At 68.4% G+C, this 16,389-nt stretch carries 16 protein-coding genes; 4 read left to right on the forward strand and 12 right to left on the reverse strand.

Annotated elements, in window-relative coordinates; translation table 11 throughout:
• Positions 1–703: LysR family transcriptional regulator (locus FFS27_RS13580; protein ID WP_137952062.1), on the reverse strand; the 703-nt coding region annotated here is incomplete at its 3' end.
• A 102-nt stretch (positions 704–805) separates the two neighbouring features.
• Between FFS27_RS13580 and FFS27_RS13585 the strand changes: the two genes are divergently transcribed.
• A complete protein-coding gene (locus FFS27_RS13585; RefSeq protein WP_015503456.1) occupies positions 806–2,782 on the forward strand; it encodes an alkyl/aryl-sulfatase in 1,977 nt (658 codons plus the stop codon).
• A gap of 34 nt (positions 2,783–2,816) precedes the next feature.
• On the opposite strand, the gene FFS27_RS13590 is transcribed toward FFS27_RS13585, so the two are convergent.
• The 7 genes from FFS27_RS13590 to FFS27_RS13620 form a co-directional block, all read right to left on the reverse strand.
• Positions 2,817–3,458 (reverse strand): NAD(P)-dependent oxidoreductase, encoded by a 642-nt coding sequence (locus tag FFS27_RS13590; RefSeq protein ID WP_003098346.1) that lies wholly within the window; start codon positions 3,456–3,458, stop codon positions 2,817–2,819.
• A gap of 115 nt (positions 3,459–3,573) precedes the next feature.
• Positions 3,574–4,218 (reverse strand): potassium channel family protein, encoded by a 645-nt coding sequence (locus tag FFS27_RS13595; protein WP_003085490.1) that lies wholly within the window; start codon positions 4,216–4,218, stop codon positions 3,574–3,576.
• Between the two features lie 56 nt (positions 4,219–4,274).
• The gene (mmsB, locus tag FFS27_RS13600) at positions 4,275–5,171 is read right to left on the reverse strand and encodes a 3-hydroxyisobutyrate dehydrogenase (protein WP_003116513.1); all 897 of its coding nucleotides are present in this window, start codon (positions 5,169–5,171) and stop codon (positions 4,275–4,277) included.
• A 111-nt stretch (positions 5,172–5,282) separates the two neighbouring features.
• Positions 5,283–6,386, reverse strand: coding sequence for an enoyl-CoA hydratase/isomerase family protein (locus FFS27_RS13605; RefSeq protein WP_004353080.1), 1,104 nt, complete (start codon positions 6,384–6,386; stop codon positions 5,283–5,285).
• A 58-nt stretch (positions 6,387–6,444) separates the two neighbouring features.
• A complete protein-coding gene (locus FFS27_RS13610) occupies positions 6,445–7,263 on the reverse strand; it encodes an enoyl-CoA hydratase (RefSeq protein WP_003085498.1) in 819 nt (272 codons plus the stop codon).
• 65 nt (positions 7,264–7,328) lie between these two features.
• Positions 7,329–8,492 (reverse strand): isobutyryl-CoA dehydrogenase, encoded by a 1,164-nt coding sequence (locus tag FFS27_RS13615; RefSeq protein WP_003085499.1) that lies wholly within the window; start codon positions 8,490–8,492, stop codon positions 7,329–7,331.
• 11 nt (positions 8,493–8,503) lie between these two features.
• Positions 8,504–10,012 (reverse strand): CoA-acylating methylmalonate-semialdehyde dehydrogenase, encoded by a 1,509-nt coding sequence (locus FFS27_RS13620; protein WP_021264279.1) that lies wholly within the window; start codon positions 10,010–10,012, stop codon positions 8,504–8,506.
• Positions 10,013–10,144: 132 nt separating this feature from the next.
• Here FFS27_RS13620 and FFS27_RS13625 point away from each other — a divergent pair, with 132 nt between their 5' ends.
• The 3 genes from FFS27_RS13625 to ung all read left to right on the forward strand — a co-directional run bounded on the left by FFS27_RS13625 (position 10,145) and on the right by ung (position 12,699).
• Positions 10,145–11,026, forward strand: a complete 882-nt coding sequence (locus tag FFS27_RS13625; RefSeq protein WP_021264280.1) for an AraC family transcriptional regulator — start codon at positions 10,145–10,147, stop codon at positions 11,024–11,026.
• Positions 11,027–11,082: 56 nt separating this feature from the next.
• Positions 11,083–11,904, forward strand: coding sequence for a VanW family protein (locus FFS27_RS13630; protein WP_021264281.1), 822 nt, complete (start codon positions 11,083–11,085; stop codon positions 11,902–11,904).
• A gap of 99 nt (positions 11,905–12,003) precedes the next feature.
• Positions 12,004–12,699 carry a uracil-DNA glycosylase gene (gene ung / locus FFS27_RS13635; RefSeq protein ID WP_003085510.1) on the forward strand — a complete coding sequence of 232 codons (696 nt, stop codon included), beginning with the start codon at positions 12,004–12,006 and terminating at the stop codon, positions 12,697–12,699.
• 125 nt (positions 12,700–12,824) lie between these two features.
• Here ung and FFS27_RS13640 read toward each other — a convergent pair whose 3' ends face one another.
• The 4 genes from FFS27_RS13640 to FFS27_RS13655 form a co-directional block, all read right to left on the reverse strand.
• Entirely contained in the window at positions 12,825–13,862 is a 1,038-nt protein-coding gene (locus FFS27_RS13640) for an AbrB family transcriptional regulator (protein ID WP_003134364.1), read from the reverse strand.
• Complete coding sequence (locus FFS27_RS13645; RefSeq protein WP_003085514.1) at positions 13,855–15,372, reverse strand: tripartite tricarboxylate transporter permease; 1,518 nt, start codon at positions 15,370–15,372, stop codon at positions 13,855–13,857. The genes FFS27_RS13640 and FFS27_RS13645 overlap by 8 nt, the downstream gene beginning before the upstream one ends.
• A 10-nt stretch (positions 15,373–15,382) precedes the next feature.
• Entirely contained in the window at positions 15,383–15,853 is a 471-nt protein-coding gene (locus FFS27_RS13650) for a tripartite tricarboxylate transporter TctB family protein (protein WP_021264282.1), read from the reverse strand.
• Positions 15,854–15,901: 48 nt separating this feature from the next.
• Positions 15,902–16,389, reverse strand: a 488-nt coding sequence (locus FFS27_RS13655; RefSeq protein ID WP_132607246.1) for a tripartite tricarboxylate transporter substrate-binding protein, incomplete at its 5' end; no start/stop codon positions are given.

The raw sequence follows: 16,389 nt of genomic DNA on the forward strand, positions 1-16,389 counted from the left end.
CGCTGGAGCCGACCAGGCCCTTGAGCATCAGCACGTCGTCGCACTGTATGCCGAGCGGTTCGTCGCGTTGCAGCAGGCGCGCCAGGTCGCCGCGGACTTCCGCGGGCAGACGCGGGCCGGCCAGCGGGTAATCGGCCAGTTGCTCGGCGCTCGGCCGCTCCAGACCCAGCAGCGGATGGCCGGGGCGGCAGAAGAGTACGCCGGGATGCTCGCGTAGCGGGTGGATGCGCAACTGCGGATCGCCTTGCAGCTCGCGGATATCGGCGACGAAGAGTTCGACGGCGTCATCCAGCAGGCGCTGGCGCAGGGTCTGCCAGTCCTCGATGAGCAGTGCGACGCGCACGCGTGGGTGGGCGCTGGAGAAACCGGCCAGTGCCTCGGGCAACAGCCGTGCGGCGGGGAAGGGACCGCCGCCCAGGCGTAGCTCGCCGCTGTCGAGATTGCCCAGTTGGCTTACCGCGTTGTGCAGTGCGCGATGCCCGGCCAGCAGGCGCCGAGCGTGTTCCAGCACCAGCCGGCCGTGGGCCGTGAGGGCCACGCCGCGGCTGCCGCGCTCCACCAGGGTGCAACCCAACTGTCCCTCCAGCGCCTGGATGCTGCGGGACAGCGCCGGCTGGCTGAGATTCACCGCTTCGGCGGCGCGGGCGTAGTGGCCGTGCTCGGCGAGGGCGACGAAGTGGCGGAACTGGCGTAGATCGCTCATGCGGACTCCGCATCGAATATCGGCCTGGAATGCATTGGAATTATTGCCGTGCCGCTCGGCATAGTGCCAGCCGAAGCCCACAACAATAAAACGGAGTATCCGATGAGCCGTCTGCTCGCACTCCTGGCGCTCGCCCCGCTGCTCGCCGGCGCCGCCGAAACCACCGCGCCCAAACCGCCCAGTGCCTTCACCGTCGAGGCCCAGCGGCGGGTCGAAGCGGAATTGCCGTTCGCCGACCGCGCCGACTTCGAGCGCGCCGAACGCGGCCTGATCCGGCGCCCGGAGCGGGTGCTCATCCGCAACCCCGACGGCAGCGTCGCCTGGCAGCTCGGCGGCTACGACTTCCTCCTCGACGGCAAGCCCCGCGACAGCATCAATCCCAGCCTGCAACGCCAGGCCCTGCTCAATCTCAAGTACGGCCTGTTCGAGGTTGCCGAGGGTATCTACCAGGTGCGCGGCTTCGACCTGGCCAACATCACCTTCATCCGCGGCGACAGCGGCTGGATCGTGGTCGACACCCTGACCACCCCGGCCACCGCCAGGGCGGCCTACGAGCTGGTCAGCCGCGAGCTGGGCGAGAGGCCGATCCGTACGGTGATCTACAGCCACGCCCACGCCGATCACTTTGGAGGCGTGCGCGGTCTGGTCGAGCCGCAGCAGGTCGCCAGCGGCGCGGTGCAGATCATCGCTCCGGCCGGCTTCATGGAGGCGGCGATCAAGGAGAACGTCCTGGCCGGCAACGCCATGATGCGCCGCGCCACCTACCAGTACGGCACGCAACTGCCCAAGGGGCCGCAGGGGCAGGTCGACATGGCCATCGGCAAGGGATTGGCGCGCGGACCGCTGAGCCTGCTGGCGCCGACCCGCCTGATCGAAGGCGAGGGCGAGGACCTGGTGCTGGACGGCGTGCCGTTCACCTTCCAGAACACGCCGGGCACCGAGTCGCCGGCGGAGATGAACATCTGGCTGCCGCGGCAGAAGGCCCTGCTGATGGCTGAGAACGTGGTCGGCACCCTGCACAACCTGTACACCCTGCGCGGCGCCGAGGTACGCGATGCGCTGGGCTGGAGCAAGTACATCAACCAGGCGCTGCATCGTTTCGGCAGGCAGGCCGAGGTGATGTTCGCGGTGCACAACTGGCCGCGCTGGGGCAACGCGGAGATCGTCGAGGTGCTGGAGAAGCAGCGCGACCTGTACGGCTACCTGCACGACCAGACCCTGCACCTGGCCAACCAGGGCGTGACCATCGGCCAGGTGCACAACCGCCTGCGCCTGCCGCCCAGCCTCGACCAGGAATGGTACGACCGCGGCTACCACGGCTCGGTCAGCCATAACGCACGGGCCGTGCTGAACCGCTACCTGGGCTACTACGACGGCAACCCGGCGACCCTCGACCCGCTCAGCCCGGAGGACTCGGCGGGCCGCTACGTGGAATACATGGGCGGCGCCGAGCGCCTGTTGGAGCAAGCGCGGGCGTCGTACGCCAGGGGCGAGTACCGCTGGGTGGTCGAGGTGGTCAACAGGCTGGTCTTCGCCGAGCCGGATAACCGGGCCGCGCGCGAGCTGCAGGCCGACGCCCTGGAGCAGCTCGGCTACCAGGCGGAGAACGCCGGCTGGCGCAACAGCTACCTCAGCGCCGCCTACGAACTGCGCCACGGCGTACCGCGCGACCAGCCGACGATGAAGGCCGGAAGCGCCGATGCCCTGGCGGCGATGGACACCGGCCTGCTGTTCGACTATCTCGGCGTGCGCCTGGACGCCGGCGCTGCGGAGGGCAAGGCGCTGAGCATCAACCTGCGCCTGCCGGATATCGGCGAGAACTACCTGCTGGAACTGAAGAACTCGCACCTGAACAACCTGCGCGGCGTGCAGAGCGAGGACGCCGGGCAGACCGTGAGCATCGACCGCGCCGATCTCAACCGGCTGCTGCTCAAGGAGGTATCGGCGGTACGCCTGGTCTTCGAGGGCAAACTGAAGAGTTCCGGCAATCCGCTGTTGCTGGGGCAACTGTTCGGCATGCTCGGCGACTTCGACTTCTGGTTCGATATCGTCACGCCGGCGGCGAAGTCCGAAGGCTGACGACGAAGGCGCCCGAGAGGGGCGCCTGGTCTTTTCAGTAGGCCACGGTGAAGCGCTGGCGATGATGACGGGGCTGCTCGGCCTCGTCGAGCATGGCTACCGCCAGGTCTTCCAGGGAAATCCGGCTCTCGCCCTTGGCGTCGAACAGGACCTGGTCGCCGCCGAGGCGGAACTTGCCGCTGCGCTGGCCGGGTTCGAGGAGCATCGCCGGGCTGAGGAACACCCAGTCCAGTCGTTGCTCGCCGCGCAGTTGGTCGAGGGCGTCGGCGGCGCCGAGGGCGCCCTGCTTCCACTGCTCGGGGAATTCCGGGCTGTCCACCAGGCGCTGGCCGGGGGCGATCTCCAGGCTCCCGGCGCCGCCGAGAACCAGCAGGCGCGGCACGCCGGAGCGTTTCACGCCGTCGAGAATGGCCTGGCTGCCGGCGGCGTGGCGGGCGCGGAGGTCGGCGCTGCCCCAGCCGCCGTTGAAAGCGCTGATGACCACCTCGTGGCCTGCCACGGCGCTGGCCACCTGGGCCGGGTCGCTGACGTCCGCCTGCACTACGCCGAGGCCGTCGCGCGCCGCCAGCTTGCTCGGGTCGCGGACCAGGGCGGTTACCGCGTGGCCGCGTTGCAGGGCTTCGTTGAGGAAATAGTGGCCGACGTGGCCGGTGGCGCCGATCAGGGCGATTTTCATGCTGCACCTTCCGTTCGAGAAATGCCGCAGAGCGGCGTCGATCAGCATCATCCGCCCTGCGCTCGCCGGGATAAACCGCTGCGAGGGGGATGCACTCGTTAGCCCAGCTTAATAATCAGACCTCCTCGCTGTCGCTCATCAGGGTCAGGCTGCGGGCCACGGCGAGGGCGATGAACAGGACCCCGATCACTCCTTCGCTGCCGGCCAGCAGGCGCGCCAGCGGGTTGATCGCCTGGATGTCGCCGTAGCCCACGGTGGTCAGGGTCACCAGGCTGTAGTAGACGAAGGTATCCAGGCCGAGTGCGCCATGGCTGGCGATGAAGCTGGCTGGCTGCATCTGTTCGACCATGTAGTAGGCGAGAGCGAAGGCCAGCGCCATCTGCAGGTAGAGCGCGCAGAGTCCGTAGAGCAGCTCGTGGGTCACCGGGCGCTCCTGGGTGACGCGGCGGAACAGCGCGGCGAACAGGGTCAGGTACAGCAGGATCAGGCTCAGCCCGCGCAGCAGGCCGGGCGGCAGGCTGGAGTAGGGACTGCTGAAATCCGCAGTGGTGTACAGGGCCAGGCTGAACAGGCCGAAGAAGGCCGTCAGGTAGACCAGCGGACTGCGTCTGCGCAAGGTGTTCATCCCGGCCAGCACCAGCAGCAGGAGGCTGCCGAGCACCCGTGGCTTGGTGCTCGACGGCAGGCCGAGGATCGCCGTGAACAGCACGGTGGAAAAGAACAGCAGGCGGAAACGGTAACGCAGCAGCAGGGCGTTCAAGGCGGGCTCCTCGCATCGTCGAATCGACCAGCCTGGGCGCGGACCCGCCTGTCTGTCTATTGGCCTTGGGTCGGATCGAACAATTTCTGCACCACGGAAAAGTCCCGCTCCGCATAGCCCTGCTTCAGCAGCAGACGGTACAGGCTCAGCGCCAGGCTGCCCATCGGCGTGCTGCTGGCGCTGGCCTGGGCGGCTTCCTGGGCCAGCCCGAGGTCCTTGGCCATCAACTGGGCCATGAAGCCGCCGCTGTAGTCGCGCGACGCCGGAGCGTTCTCCATCACCCCCGGCCAGGGGTTGTAGACTTCCAGCGCCCAGTTGCCGCCGGAGCTGCGGCGCATGATCTCGGCCAGCACCTTCGCCTCGAGGCCGTTGGCCACACCCAGGGCCATGGCTTCTGCGGTACCGATCATCAGCACCGCGAGGAGCTGGTTGTTGCACACCTTGGCGACCTGGCCGGCGCCGTCGGGGCCGGCATGGAAGATGTTCCGACCCATGGCCTCGAACAGCGGCCGGGCCTTCTCCAGGGCTTCGGCGTCGCCGCCGACCATGAAGGTCAGGGTGCCGGCCGCCGCGCCGGCAGTGCCGCCGGACACCGGCGCGTCGAGCATCGCCAGGCCGCGCTCGCGGGCGGCGGCGTGGACCTTGCGCGCCGAGGTCGGGGCGATGGTCGAGCATTCCAGCACCAGGGTGCCGGGGGCGATGTGCGCGAGCAGGCCATCGTCGTCGAGGTACAGGCCTTCGACGTGCTGGCTGGCCGGCAGCATGCTGATGACCACGTCGGCGCCCTGCACCGCGTCGCGGGCGCTGCGGGCGGCGCTGGCGCCGGCGGCGACCAGGCCGTCGACGGCGCTCTGCACCAGGTCGAAGACGTTCAGCAGGTAGCCGGCCTTGAGCAGGTTGGTGGCCATCGGCGCGCCCATGTGGCCGAGGCCGATGAAGGCGATCTGTTTCATGGAGCTCCTCCTGTGGCGGCCGCAAGGCCTCTTGGGGATGCTGTGAAACAGCTTAGACGCTATGGACGCGGCGGGCGCGCGCCCTCCTACGGCAGAGGGCGGCGCGGCGGATCAGAGCCCCGCCAGCGGATGCTCGCCCTCCCAGGTCGGCTCGAAGTGCGCCTCGATCACCGCCTGCGGGATCGATTCCACCTGCGGCCAATGCCAGTTCGGTGCGTTGTCGCGATCGATCAGCCTTGCGCGTACCCCCTCGGCGAAGTCCGGATGGCGCGTGCAGTTCAGGCTCATGGCGTATTCCAGGCGGAACACCTCGGCCAGCGACAGGTAGCGCGCCCGCTGGATCTGCTGCCAGACCAGATGCGCGGTCATCGGGCAGCCCTCGGCCAGGGTCTTCGCGCCACGCGCAAGCAGCGGGTCGGCGTCGTCGCGCAGCGCCACCAGCGCCTGCCAGGCGCTCGCCAGGTCCGGCTGGTCGAGCAGTGCGTCCAGGCGCGGCCGGCGCGGGAGCAACTGGGCCTCCGGCAGTTCGCCGCGGGCCTCGTGTTCGAGGGCGCGAAGCAGGCTGTGAAGTTGCACTTGGGGCGACTCGTTCCAGTTCATCTGCACCAGGCCGGCGAGCAGGGCGTCCTGCTGGTCGTCGAGAAGGAAGCGGTCGGCCAGGTCGAGGTCGAGAGCGTCGCGGGCGTTCATCTGCGCCGCGCTCAGGCCGAGGAACAGGCCGAGCCTGCCGGGCAGGCGGGCGAGGAACCAGCTGGCGCCGACGTCCGGGTACAGGCCGATGCCGATCTCCGGCATCGCCAGGCGGCTGGACGGGGTGACGATGCGAATCCCGGCACCCTGCATCAGCCCCATGCCGCCGCCCATTACATAGCCGTGGGCCCAGCAGATGAAGGGTTTCGGGTAGGTGTGGATGCGGTAGTCGAGGCGGTATTCATCGGCGAAGAAGCGTCGCGCCAGGGCCGGTACCTCGCCGGGTTGCTCACGGCAGGCGTCCACCAGCTTGCGCACGTCGCCGCCGGCGCAAAAGGCCTTGGCGCCGTTGCCGCGCAACAGCACGCAGGCGATGCCGGCGTCCTCGGCCCAGGCGTCGAGTTTCGCCGCCAGGGCCTCGATCATCGGCAGGGACAGGGCGTTCAGGCTCTTTTCCGCATCCAGGGTGGCAATGCCGATGCGGAAGCCATGCAGGCTCGGGCGTTCTTCGAAAAGCACGTTCATGTCGGGGCTCTCGGCTCGGGCGGGCTGTGGCGCAGCCCGCCGGGTTCGATGGGAAGGCTCAGCAGTTGCGCCACTTGGGATCGCGCTTCTCGAGGAAGGCGTTGACCCCTTCGCGGGTGTCCTGGGCGTCGAACAGATCGACGAAGCGCTCGCGCTCCTCCGGCAGCCAGGTGTTCGGCGCGCGTTCGCGGGCACCCTGGATCAGCGGCTTGATGGTGCGGATCGCCACCGGGCTCTGGCGTGCCACCTTGGCCGCCAGCAGCAGGGCGGCGCCGCGCGCCTCGCCGCTGTCCACCACCTGTTCGACCAGGCCGATGCGCAGGGCGGTTTCCGCATCCACCCGCTCGTTGCAGAGGATCATCCGCTTGGCCCAGCCTTCGCCCACCAGCCAGGGCAGCGCCTGGGTCCCGCCGGCGCAGGGCAGCAGGCCCACCGCGGCCTCCGGCAGGGCCATCTGCGCCTGGCGCTCGGCGATGCGGATGTCGCAGGCGAGGGCGCACTCCAGGCCGCCGCCCATGGCGTAGCCGTTGATCGCCGCGATCGACACCCCGCGGAAATCGCGCAGCGCCTCGAAGGCTTCGCCGAAGCGGCGGGCCATCTCGCGAGCGCGGGCCTTGTCGCCGTCGGCGAACATGTTCAGGTCGGCGCCGGCGGAGAAGAACTTCGGCCCCTGGCCGGTCACTACCAGGGCGTAGATATCGTCGTCGCGGTTGAGGTGCTCGATCAGTTGGCGCAGGCCGATCAGCGAGTCGCGGTCCCAGGTGTTGGCCGGCGGGTGGTTGATGGTGATCAGCGCGGTGTGCCCGTGCTTTTCCACGGTGAGCTTGTGGGTCAGGTCGAAGGAGGAAGCCTTGTAGGGTTCGACGGCAGTGTTCATGAAGTCCCTCACTGGATCATGGGCCGGGGCGTCCCGGCACTATCGGATGCGATGGTTCGCGGCGTTCACAGCAGGCGATCGAGCATGCCGCCCTGCTCCAGCAGGCGGCGGGCGACGATCACCCGCATGATTTCGTTGGTGCCTTCGAGGATCTGGTGCACGCGGGTGTCGCGTACCCAGCGCTCCAGCGGATAATCGTTGAGATAGCCGTAGCCGCCGTGCAGTTGCAAGGCCTCGTTGCAGACATCGAAGCAGCGGTCGGTGGCGAAGCGCTTGGCCATTGCGCAGTACAGGGTCGCCTCGGCGTCGCCGCGGTCCAGCCGATGGGCGCCGAGGCGGACCATCTGGCGGCTGGCGGTGAGTTCGGTGAGCATGTCGGCGAGCTTGAACTGCAAGGCCTGGAAAGTCGCCAGCGGCTTGCCGAACTGCTCGCGCTCCTCGACGTAGCGCATCGACTGCTCCAGCGCCGCCTGGGCGGCGCCCAGGGAACAACTGGCGATGTTCAGGCGGCCGCCGTCGAGGCCTTTCATGGCATAGACGAAGCCCTGGCCCTCCGGGCCGATGCGGTTGCCGGCGGGGATGCGCACGCCTTCGAAGGTGATGGTGCGGGTCGGCTGCGCGCGCCAGCCCATCTTGTCCTCGTTGCGGCCGTAGCGGATGCCGGGCGCGTCGGCCGGCACCAGGAAGCAGGAGATGCCCCTGGCGCCGTCCTCGCCGGTGCGCGCCATGACGATCAGCACCTGGGTGCTGCCGGCGCCGGAAATGAAGCACTTGCTGCCGTCCAGCACGTATTCGTCGCCCTCGCGGCGGGCGCGGGTGCGCAGGCGCGCGGCGTCGGAGCCGGCATCGGGCTCGGTGAGGCAATAGGAGGCGAGCGACTCGCCGCCGATCAGGCCGGGCAGCCAGGCCTCCTTCAGCGCCGCGTCGCCGAACGAGGCGAGCATCCAGGCGGCCATGTTGTGGATGCTGATGTAGGCGGTAGTGGCCACGCAGCCGGCGGCCAGTTGCTCGAAGATCAGCGAGGTGGACAGCCGCGACAGGCCCAGGCCGCCGTCTTCCTCGGCGATGTACAGGCCGAGGTAGCCCTGTTCGGCGGCGGCGCGGATGACTTCCACCGGGAAGTGATGGTCGCGGTCCCAGTCGGCCGCCTTCGGCGCCAGTTCGTGGCGGGCGAAGGCGCGGGCGCTCTCCACCAGCAGGCGTTGTTCTTCGGTGAGGTCGAAATCCATAGGTCCTCGGGTCACTTGAGATGGATGGTCATGTTCGGGCCGGCCGACGATTCGTCGGTCGTCGGTTCATCGTCGAACCAGCGGCTGGTGACGGTCTTGGTCTCGGTATAGAAGCGCACCGCCTGCTTGCCGTAGGCGTGCAGGTCGCCGTAGAAGGAACCCTTCCAGCCGGTGAAGGAGAAGAACGGCAGCGGTACCGGGATCGGCACGTTGATACCCACCTGGCCGACCTGCACCGCGTGCTGGTAGCGCCGAGCGGCGCCGCCGGAGCGGGTGAACAGGCTTGTTCCATTGCCATAGGGGTTGGCGTTGACCAGGGCGATGGCCTCTTCCAGGCTTTCCACCTCCAGGCAGGCCAGCACCGGGCCGAAGATTTCCTCGCGGTACAGGCCCATCTTCGGCGTCACTGCGCGGAACAGGGTGGGACCGAGCCAGTTGCCGTTGGGATAGCCTTCGACCTGGCACTGCGAGCCGTCGAGCAGGCACTCGGCGCCTTCCGCCTTGCCTTCGGCGATCAGGCGCAGCACGCGCTGGCGCGCCTGCGGGCTGATCAGCGGACCATAGGCGGCGTCCGGGTCCTGCCAGTGGCCGGGGCGCAGGGCGGCCATCCGCTCGGCCAGTTCGGGAATCCACTCGCGCGCCGCGCCGACGAACACCGCCGCGCTGATCGCCATGCAGCGCTGGCCGGCGGCGCCGCAACTGGCGCCGACCAGGTTGCCGAGAACCTGGGCCTTGTTCGCGTCGGGGAGGATCACCATGTGGTTCTTCGCCCCGGCGAAGGCCTGCACCCGCTTCAGGTGCGCGGTGCCGGTGCGGTACACGTGCTGGCCGACGGCGACCGAGCCGACGAAGGAAATCGCCCGGATGTCCGGGTGGGTGAGGAGGGCATCGACCTGCTCGCGGCCGCCATGGATCACCTGCAGCACGCCCTTCGGCGCGCCGGCCTCGAGGAACAGCTCGGCGAGGCGGTTGGGTGTCAGCGGATCCTGTTCGGAGGGCTTGAGGACGAAGGTGTTGCCGCAGGCGATGGCCAGCGGGAACATCCACAGCGGGATCATCGCCGGGAAATTGAACGGGGTGATCCCGGCGCACACGCCGAGGGGCTGGATCCAACTGGCGGTGTCGATCTCGCGGGCGACGTTTTCCACCGTCTCGCCCATCATCAGGCTGGCCACGTTGGCGGCGTGTTCGACCACCTCGATGCCGCGCCACACGTCGCCCTTGGCATCGGCGAGGTTCTTGCCGGTCTCCCGGGCCAGCAGTTCGCCGAGTTCGTCGTGGTGTTCCTTGAGCAGGTGCTGGTAGCGCAGCATCAACCGCGCTCGCTCGGGAGCCGGGACTTCGCGCCAGGTCTCGAAGGCGCGCTGGGCGCTGGCGATGGCCTGCTCGATCTCGTCGGCGGTGGCCTTCGGCGCCAGCGCGAGGACGTCCTGGGTCGCCGGATCGGTGACTTCGATCAGTTCGCGGGAACGGCTGCCGCGCCATTCGCCGTCGATCAGCTGGGGGATTGCCTTGGCCATCGTCGCCTCCGCTTCCCGGTGGACCGGGATGTTGTTTTGAGTCGTTATAGCCGGCCGCAAGCCGCCTGTGGATTGACGATCTTGCGCAAGGGATGGACGATCTTGGGATTCAGACTACCGAGTCGCGTCGCCGTGAAGCGTTCCGTACAGACCTCCGCCTGGCCCCTGCCCAACCAGGGGGTGCGTTTCATCACGCCGCCCCGCCTGCGTCGCGCCCTGGCCCGCCATCCGCTCGGCCAGGCCTGCTACCCGCTGGCCCTCGGTTACTACCCGGAGGCACATGGCCACCACATGCAGCGGCGCGCGCCGGACGACCATCTGTTGATCTACTGCCGTGCCGGACGCGGCTGGCTGGAGTGCGCCGACGAGCGCGTCGAGGTCGGCGGCGGTGACCTGCTGGTCCTGCCCAAGGGCCTGGAACATGCCTACGGCGCCGACCCGCAGCGGCCCTGGAGCATCTACTGGGTACATTTCGAAGGCGGACTGGCGGAGGATTTCCTGCGTCCGCTGGGCAGCGCCCCGCGCCTGCGCCTGGGCATGCAGCCGCGCCTGCTGGCGGAGTTCGATGCGCTGCTGGCGCTGCGTCGCCAGGGCCTCAGCCTGCCGCACTTCATCCATGCCGCGCACCTGTTGCAGGGCCTGCTCACCTCGCTGGCGGTGCGTCCGGCGCGGGCCAGCCTGAAATCCGGACGGGTGCTGGACATCGACGCGGTGCAGGCGCTGATGCGCGCGCACCTGCACGACAGCCTCAACCTCGACGAGCTGGCGGCGCAGTTCAAGCTGTCGCGCTTCCATTTCGCCAAGACCTATCGCGCCCTGACCGGCCAGGCGCCGATCCAGGATTTCATCCAGATGAAGATGGCCCATGCCTGCCGCCTGCTCGACGAGGGCGCGCTGGAGGTGCGGCAGATCGCCGAGCAGCTCGGCTACGCCGATCCCTATTACTTCTCGCGGCTGTTCCGCAAGGTGGTGGGCATGGCGCCCAGTCACTACCGGGCGCTGCACCAGGGCTAGTGCTCCGGGCATAATGCTGCATCCTGCCCGTGGGCCGAGACCGACAAGGATCGTCGATGCGCAAACCCCTATCGCTCTACCACCCCTGGCTCTACTGGCTGCGGGTCTGGCAACGACGTCTCTGGCGGCACTGCCGCTGGCGTCTTGGCGGCCGTCGCTACGTGCGGTTGCCATCGATCGACGAGCGCCTGCCGTACCGCTACATCAAGCACACCTCGAAGTTGATCCGCCGCCTCGGCGACAGCGACCTCGCCCTGCAACGCAACAAGGTGGTCAACCTGCGCCTGGCGGTGGACTGCATGAACGGCGTGAGCATCGGCCCCGGCGAGTACTTCTCGTTCTGCCGGCTGGTCGGTCGGCCCAGCGCCCGGCGTGGCTTCGTCGAAGGCATGGAGTTGTCCTTCGGCGAGGCGCGCAGCGGAATCGGCGGCGGCATCTGCCAACTGAGCAACCTGATCCACTGGATGGCCCTGCATTCGCCGCTGCGCGTGGTGGAGCGGGCCAACCACAGCTTCGACCCGTTTCCCGACGAGGGACGGATCCTGCCGTTCGGCTCGGGCGCGGCGATCTTCTACAACTTCATCGACCTGGTGCTGCACAATCCGACGGCGGATACCTTCCAGTTGCGCTTCCATATCGCCGCCCACCAACTGGAAGGCGAACTGCTGTGCAGTGCGCCGCGCCCTGTGCGCTACCACGTCTACGAGAGGGCCCAGCGTTTTGTCCGCGACGGCGAGGCAGTGCTGAGGCTCAACGAGATCTGGCGCGACATCCGGGAAAAGGGCCAGGCCGGCACCTTGCTGGCCAGCGAGTGCCTGTACCGCAACCGGGTGCGCGTGAAGTATCCGCTGGAAGAGGCCCGCCTGTCCCGAGATTGACAAGCGCGGCGCGCTTTTCTACGGTTCCGCGGCCACAGGCTGTCGGCGACCTTCTGAAAAAGGCCGGACGACTTTTTCAGTACCGAGACAGGGGGTTCCATGACCGATAACGACGACCGCATCAAGCTCGAGGCGAGCTGGAAGGAAGCGCTGCGCGAGGAATTCGACAAGCCCTACATGAAGCAACTGGGCGAGTTCCTGCGCCAGGAGAAAGCCGCCGGCAAGGCGATCTTCCCGCCCGGGCCGTTGATCTTCAACGCGCTGAACACCACGCCGCTGGAGAACGTCAAGGTGGTGATCATCGGCCAGGATCCCTACCACGGGCCGGGCCAGGCCCACGGCCTGTGCTTCTCGGTGCAGCCCGGCGTGCCGACGCCGCCGTCCTTGCAGAACATCTACAAGGAACTCAACCGCGACCTGAACATCCCGATTCCCAACAACGGCTACCTGCAGCGCTGGGCGGAGCAGGGCGTGCTGTTGCTCAACACCTCGCTGACCGTCGAGCAGGCCAAGGCCGGCTCCCACGCCAATGCCGGCTGGCAGCCGTTCACCGACCGCGTCATCGAGGTGGTCAACGAGCGTTGCGAGCGCCTGGTGTTCCTGCTCTGGGGCAGCCACGCGCAGAGCAAGCAGAAGCTGATCGACCCGCAGCGCCACCTGATCCTCAAATCGGCGCACCCGTCGCCGTTGTCGGCCTACCGCGGTTTCCTCGGCAACGGTCACTTCAGCCGCACCAACAAGTTCCTCGAGCAGAACGGCAAGACGCCTATCGACTGGTCGCTGCCGGACCTCTGACCACTGTCGCCCAGCTCTTCACATGGCGGGCGCCGCTGTGTGCCCTCTGGCCGCGCGCGGAATAAAAAAGCCCGCACGAGGCGGGCTGGAAAACGCCACACATCCAGTGTGGCGGCGTGGCTCGATCAGCCGGCGCGCTTCCTCCAGTAGCGGAAGCACGGCTCGGCGAGGAACAGCACCAGCAATAGCCGCAGCACCTGCAGGGCGGTGACCAGCGGCACCGAGAGCTGCAAGGCTTCGGCGGTCAGGCTCAGCTCGGCGATGCCGCCGGGCATCATGCCGAGCATCAGCGACTGGTGGTCGAGGGTGGTCAGCCAGCCGAGCAACTCGGCGGCGAGCGCCGCGGCGAACATCATCCACAGCGTGCAGACCAGGGTGCGACTGACGAAGGCCGGAGCGCTGCGGAAGAAACTGCGGTTGAAATGGCAACCCAGGGCGCTGCCGATCAGCCATTGGCCAACGCCGCTGGAACCGGCCGGCAGGCCGATATGCAGGTCGAAGCCGAGGCTGACGCTGGCCGCCAGCAGCAGCGGGCCGAGCAGCCAGGGATTGGGTTGGCGCAACTTCTGCCAGCCCAGCGCGACCAGCGCCCCGGCCGGGAACAGCAGGGCCAGCCAGCGCCAGTCCACCGGCGCGGCCTGGTGCGGGCCCGGCTGGCCGCCGCCGAGCAGGTACTGGAACGCCGCCGGCACCAGCAGCACCACCAGCAACAGGCGCAGGCTCTGCGCTGCGGCGACGCGGCTGAGCACCGCGCCGTGGCGCTGCCCGAGGTTGACCATCTCGCTGGCGCCGCCGGGCATGCTGGCGAAGAACGCGGTGGCGCGGTCCTCGCCGCTGCGGCGCATGAAGGCGATCGCCAGTACGCTGGAAAGCGTGGTGGCCACGGCGCCGAAAACGATGATCGCGCTGTGCGCCAGCACTTGCTCGATCACTGCCGGGGTGAAGTGCAGGCCGATGCCGATGCCGACGATCCATTGCCCGCACTTGCGTGCCCCCGGCACTTCGGCCAGCGGCAGGTCGGCCAGGCAGCGCACCAGCATCACCGCCAGCAGCGAGCCGATCATCCACGGCAGCGGCCAGCCGACCAGGCTTGCCAGCCAGCCGCCAAGGGCGCCCACCAACGGCGTCGCCCAGTACAGCCTCCAGGTGACGCGCTCAGGCATCGGCCAGCCCTGTCGCGCGACGGGTCGCGCGGCGGCGCCAGGCACGGACCAGCGGCAACAGCAGCATCACCACCACCAGGGCCCAGGTCACCAGGCTGATCGGGCTCGACCAGAGGATGCCCAGTTCGCCGTTGGAGATCGACAGCGCGCGGCGCAGGTTCTGCTCCATCAGCCCGCCGAGGATGAAGCCCAGCAGCAGCGGCGAGAGCGGGAAGTCGAGCTTGCGCAGGATGTAGCCGAGCACGCCGATGCCGACCATCAGGAACAGGTCGAAGGTAGTCGCGTGCACGCCGTACACGCCGATCCCGGTGATGATCGCGATGGCCGGCACCAGGGCCCAGTTCGGCACCGCGAGGATGCGGGTGAACACACGGACCATCGGCACGTTGAGGATGATCAGCATGACGTTGGCGATGAACAGCGAGGCGATCAGGCCCCAGACGATGTCCGGTTGCTGCTGGAACAGCAGCGGGCCGGGAGTGATGTTGTACAGGGTCAGGGCGCCGATCATCACCGCAGTGGTGCCCGAACCGGGCACGCCGAGGGTCAGCATCGGCACCATGGCGCCGCAGGCCGCGCCGCCAATGGCGGTCTCCGGGGCAGCGAGGCCGCGCATGTCGCCCTTGCCGAACTCGCCCTTGGCGCCGGCCAGCTTCTTCTCGGTCATGTAGGCCACGGCGCTGGCCAGGGTCGCGCCGGCGCCGGGCAGCACGCCCATGACGAAGCCGAGCACGCCGCAGCGCAGGTTGACCAGGAATACGCTGGCGGCTTCCTTGAAGTTGAACATCATCCGCCCGGTGGCCTTGACCGCTTCCTGGCCGTGGTGGGTCTTTTCCAGCAACAGGAGAATCTCGCTGACCGAGAACAGACCCAGTACCAGGACCACGAACTGGATGCCGTCGGCGAGGTGGATGCTGTCCCCGGTGAAGCGGTACACGCCGCTGTTGGCGTCGATCCCGACGCAGGACAGGAACAGCCCGAGCAACGCCGCCAGCAGCGTCTTCAGTGGCTTGTCGCCGGCCATACCGCCGAGGCAGACGATGGCGAAGACCATCAGTACGAAGTATTCCGCCGGACCGAAGGCGATCGCCCACTTGGCCAGCAGCGGGGCGAACAGGACCATCCCGCAGGTGGCGATGAAGGCGCCGATGAAGGAACTCCAGGCCGACAGCGACAGGGCCACGCCGGCCAGGCCCTTGCGTGCCATCGGGTAGCCGTCGAGGGTGGTCATCACGGTCGAGGCTTCGCCGGGGATGTTGAGCAGGATCGAGCTGATCCGCCCGCCGTACTCGCAGCCCAGGTACACGGCGGCGAGCAGGATCAGCGCGGTTTCCGGCGGCAGGCCCAGGGCGAAGGCCACCGGGATCAGCAGCGCCACGCCGTTGATCGGGCCGAGGCCCGGCAGCAGGCCGACGATAGTGCCGATCAGGGTGCCGATCAGCGCGGTGATCAGGTTGGTCGGGGTCATCGCGACGCCGAAGCCCTGGCCGAGGTAGTTCAAGGTTTCCATCGCGAAGTCCTCACAGCGGCAGGAAGTCGAGAACGCCCAGCGGCAGCGGGACGTCCAGGGCGCGGTCGAACAGCCAGTAGAGGCCGATCCCGAGCAGGCTCGCGGTGATCACCGCGGGCAGTGGCCGGGCGCCGTAGAGAATGGCCATGCAGGAGCCGACCAGGGCGGCGCTGAGGATGAAACCGAGCGCTTCGAACAGACCGGCGAACACCAGCAGCAGGGCGATGCAGGCGAGCACCTTGAGCAGCACGGCGCCGCTCAGCGGCTGTTCGTCCTCGGCGTGGCGGATCGGCGTCGGCCGCACGATCAACCAGGCCAGGCCGACGCCCATCAGCGCCAGGCAGAGCAGCGGGTAGGCGCGCGGGCCGACCGGTTCGTAGGAAAACGGCGCCTGGTAACGCCAGCCGGCGACCGCCAGGCCGACGCAGGCGAGCAGCCAGAGCCCGGCGAACAGGCGCTGGTACAGGTTGGAACGGGTCATGGGACTATCCTCGTGGCGCGGCCGTGGCCCGGCCGCGCGCGGGCTGGCTTACTGGATCAGGCCGAAGTCCTTGGCCAGTTGCTTGTACTGCTGGACCTGCTGCTTCACGTAGCCGTCGAGTTCCTCGCCGGTCATGGCGAAGGGGAACAGCTCGCGCTGGTCGCGCAGCTTGGCGAAGTCCTCGGAGGCCAGCAGTTGGTCGAAGGCGTTCTTCCACCAGGCGTAGTCTTCGTCGCTGACCTTCGGCCCGAGGTAGAACCCGCGAACTACCGGCCAGACGATGTCGTAGCCCTGTTCCTTGGCGGTGGGGATGTTGGCCATCGCCGCCTCCGGCAGGCGTTCTTCGGAGAACACCGCGAGCAGGCGCATGTCGCCGCTGAGGATGTGCGGCATGGAGTCGGAAATGTCGGTGCTGCCGACCTGGATGTGCCCGCCGAGCAGCGCGGTGGCGATCTCGCCGCCGCCTTCCAGGGCCACGTAGCGCAGGTCGCGCGGATTGATCCCGGCGGCCTTGGCGATCAGCGCGGTCTGCATCC

The organism is Pseudomonas sp. 2VD (assembly GCF_005503585.1).
Classification (GTDB): Bacteria; Pseudomonadota; Gammaproteobacteria; order Pseudomonadales; family Pseudomonadaceae; genus Pseudomonas; species Pseudomonas aeruginosa.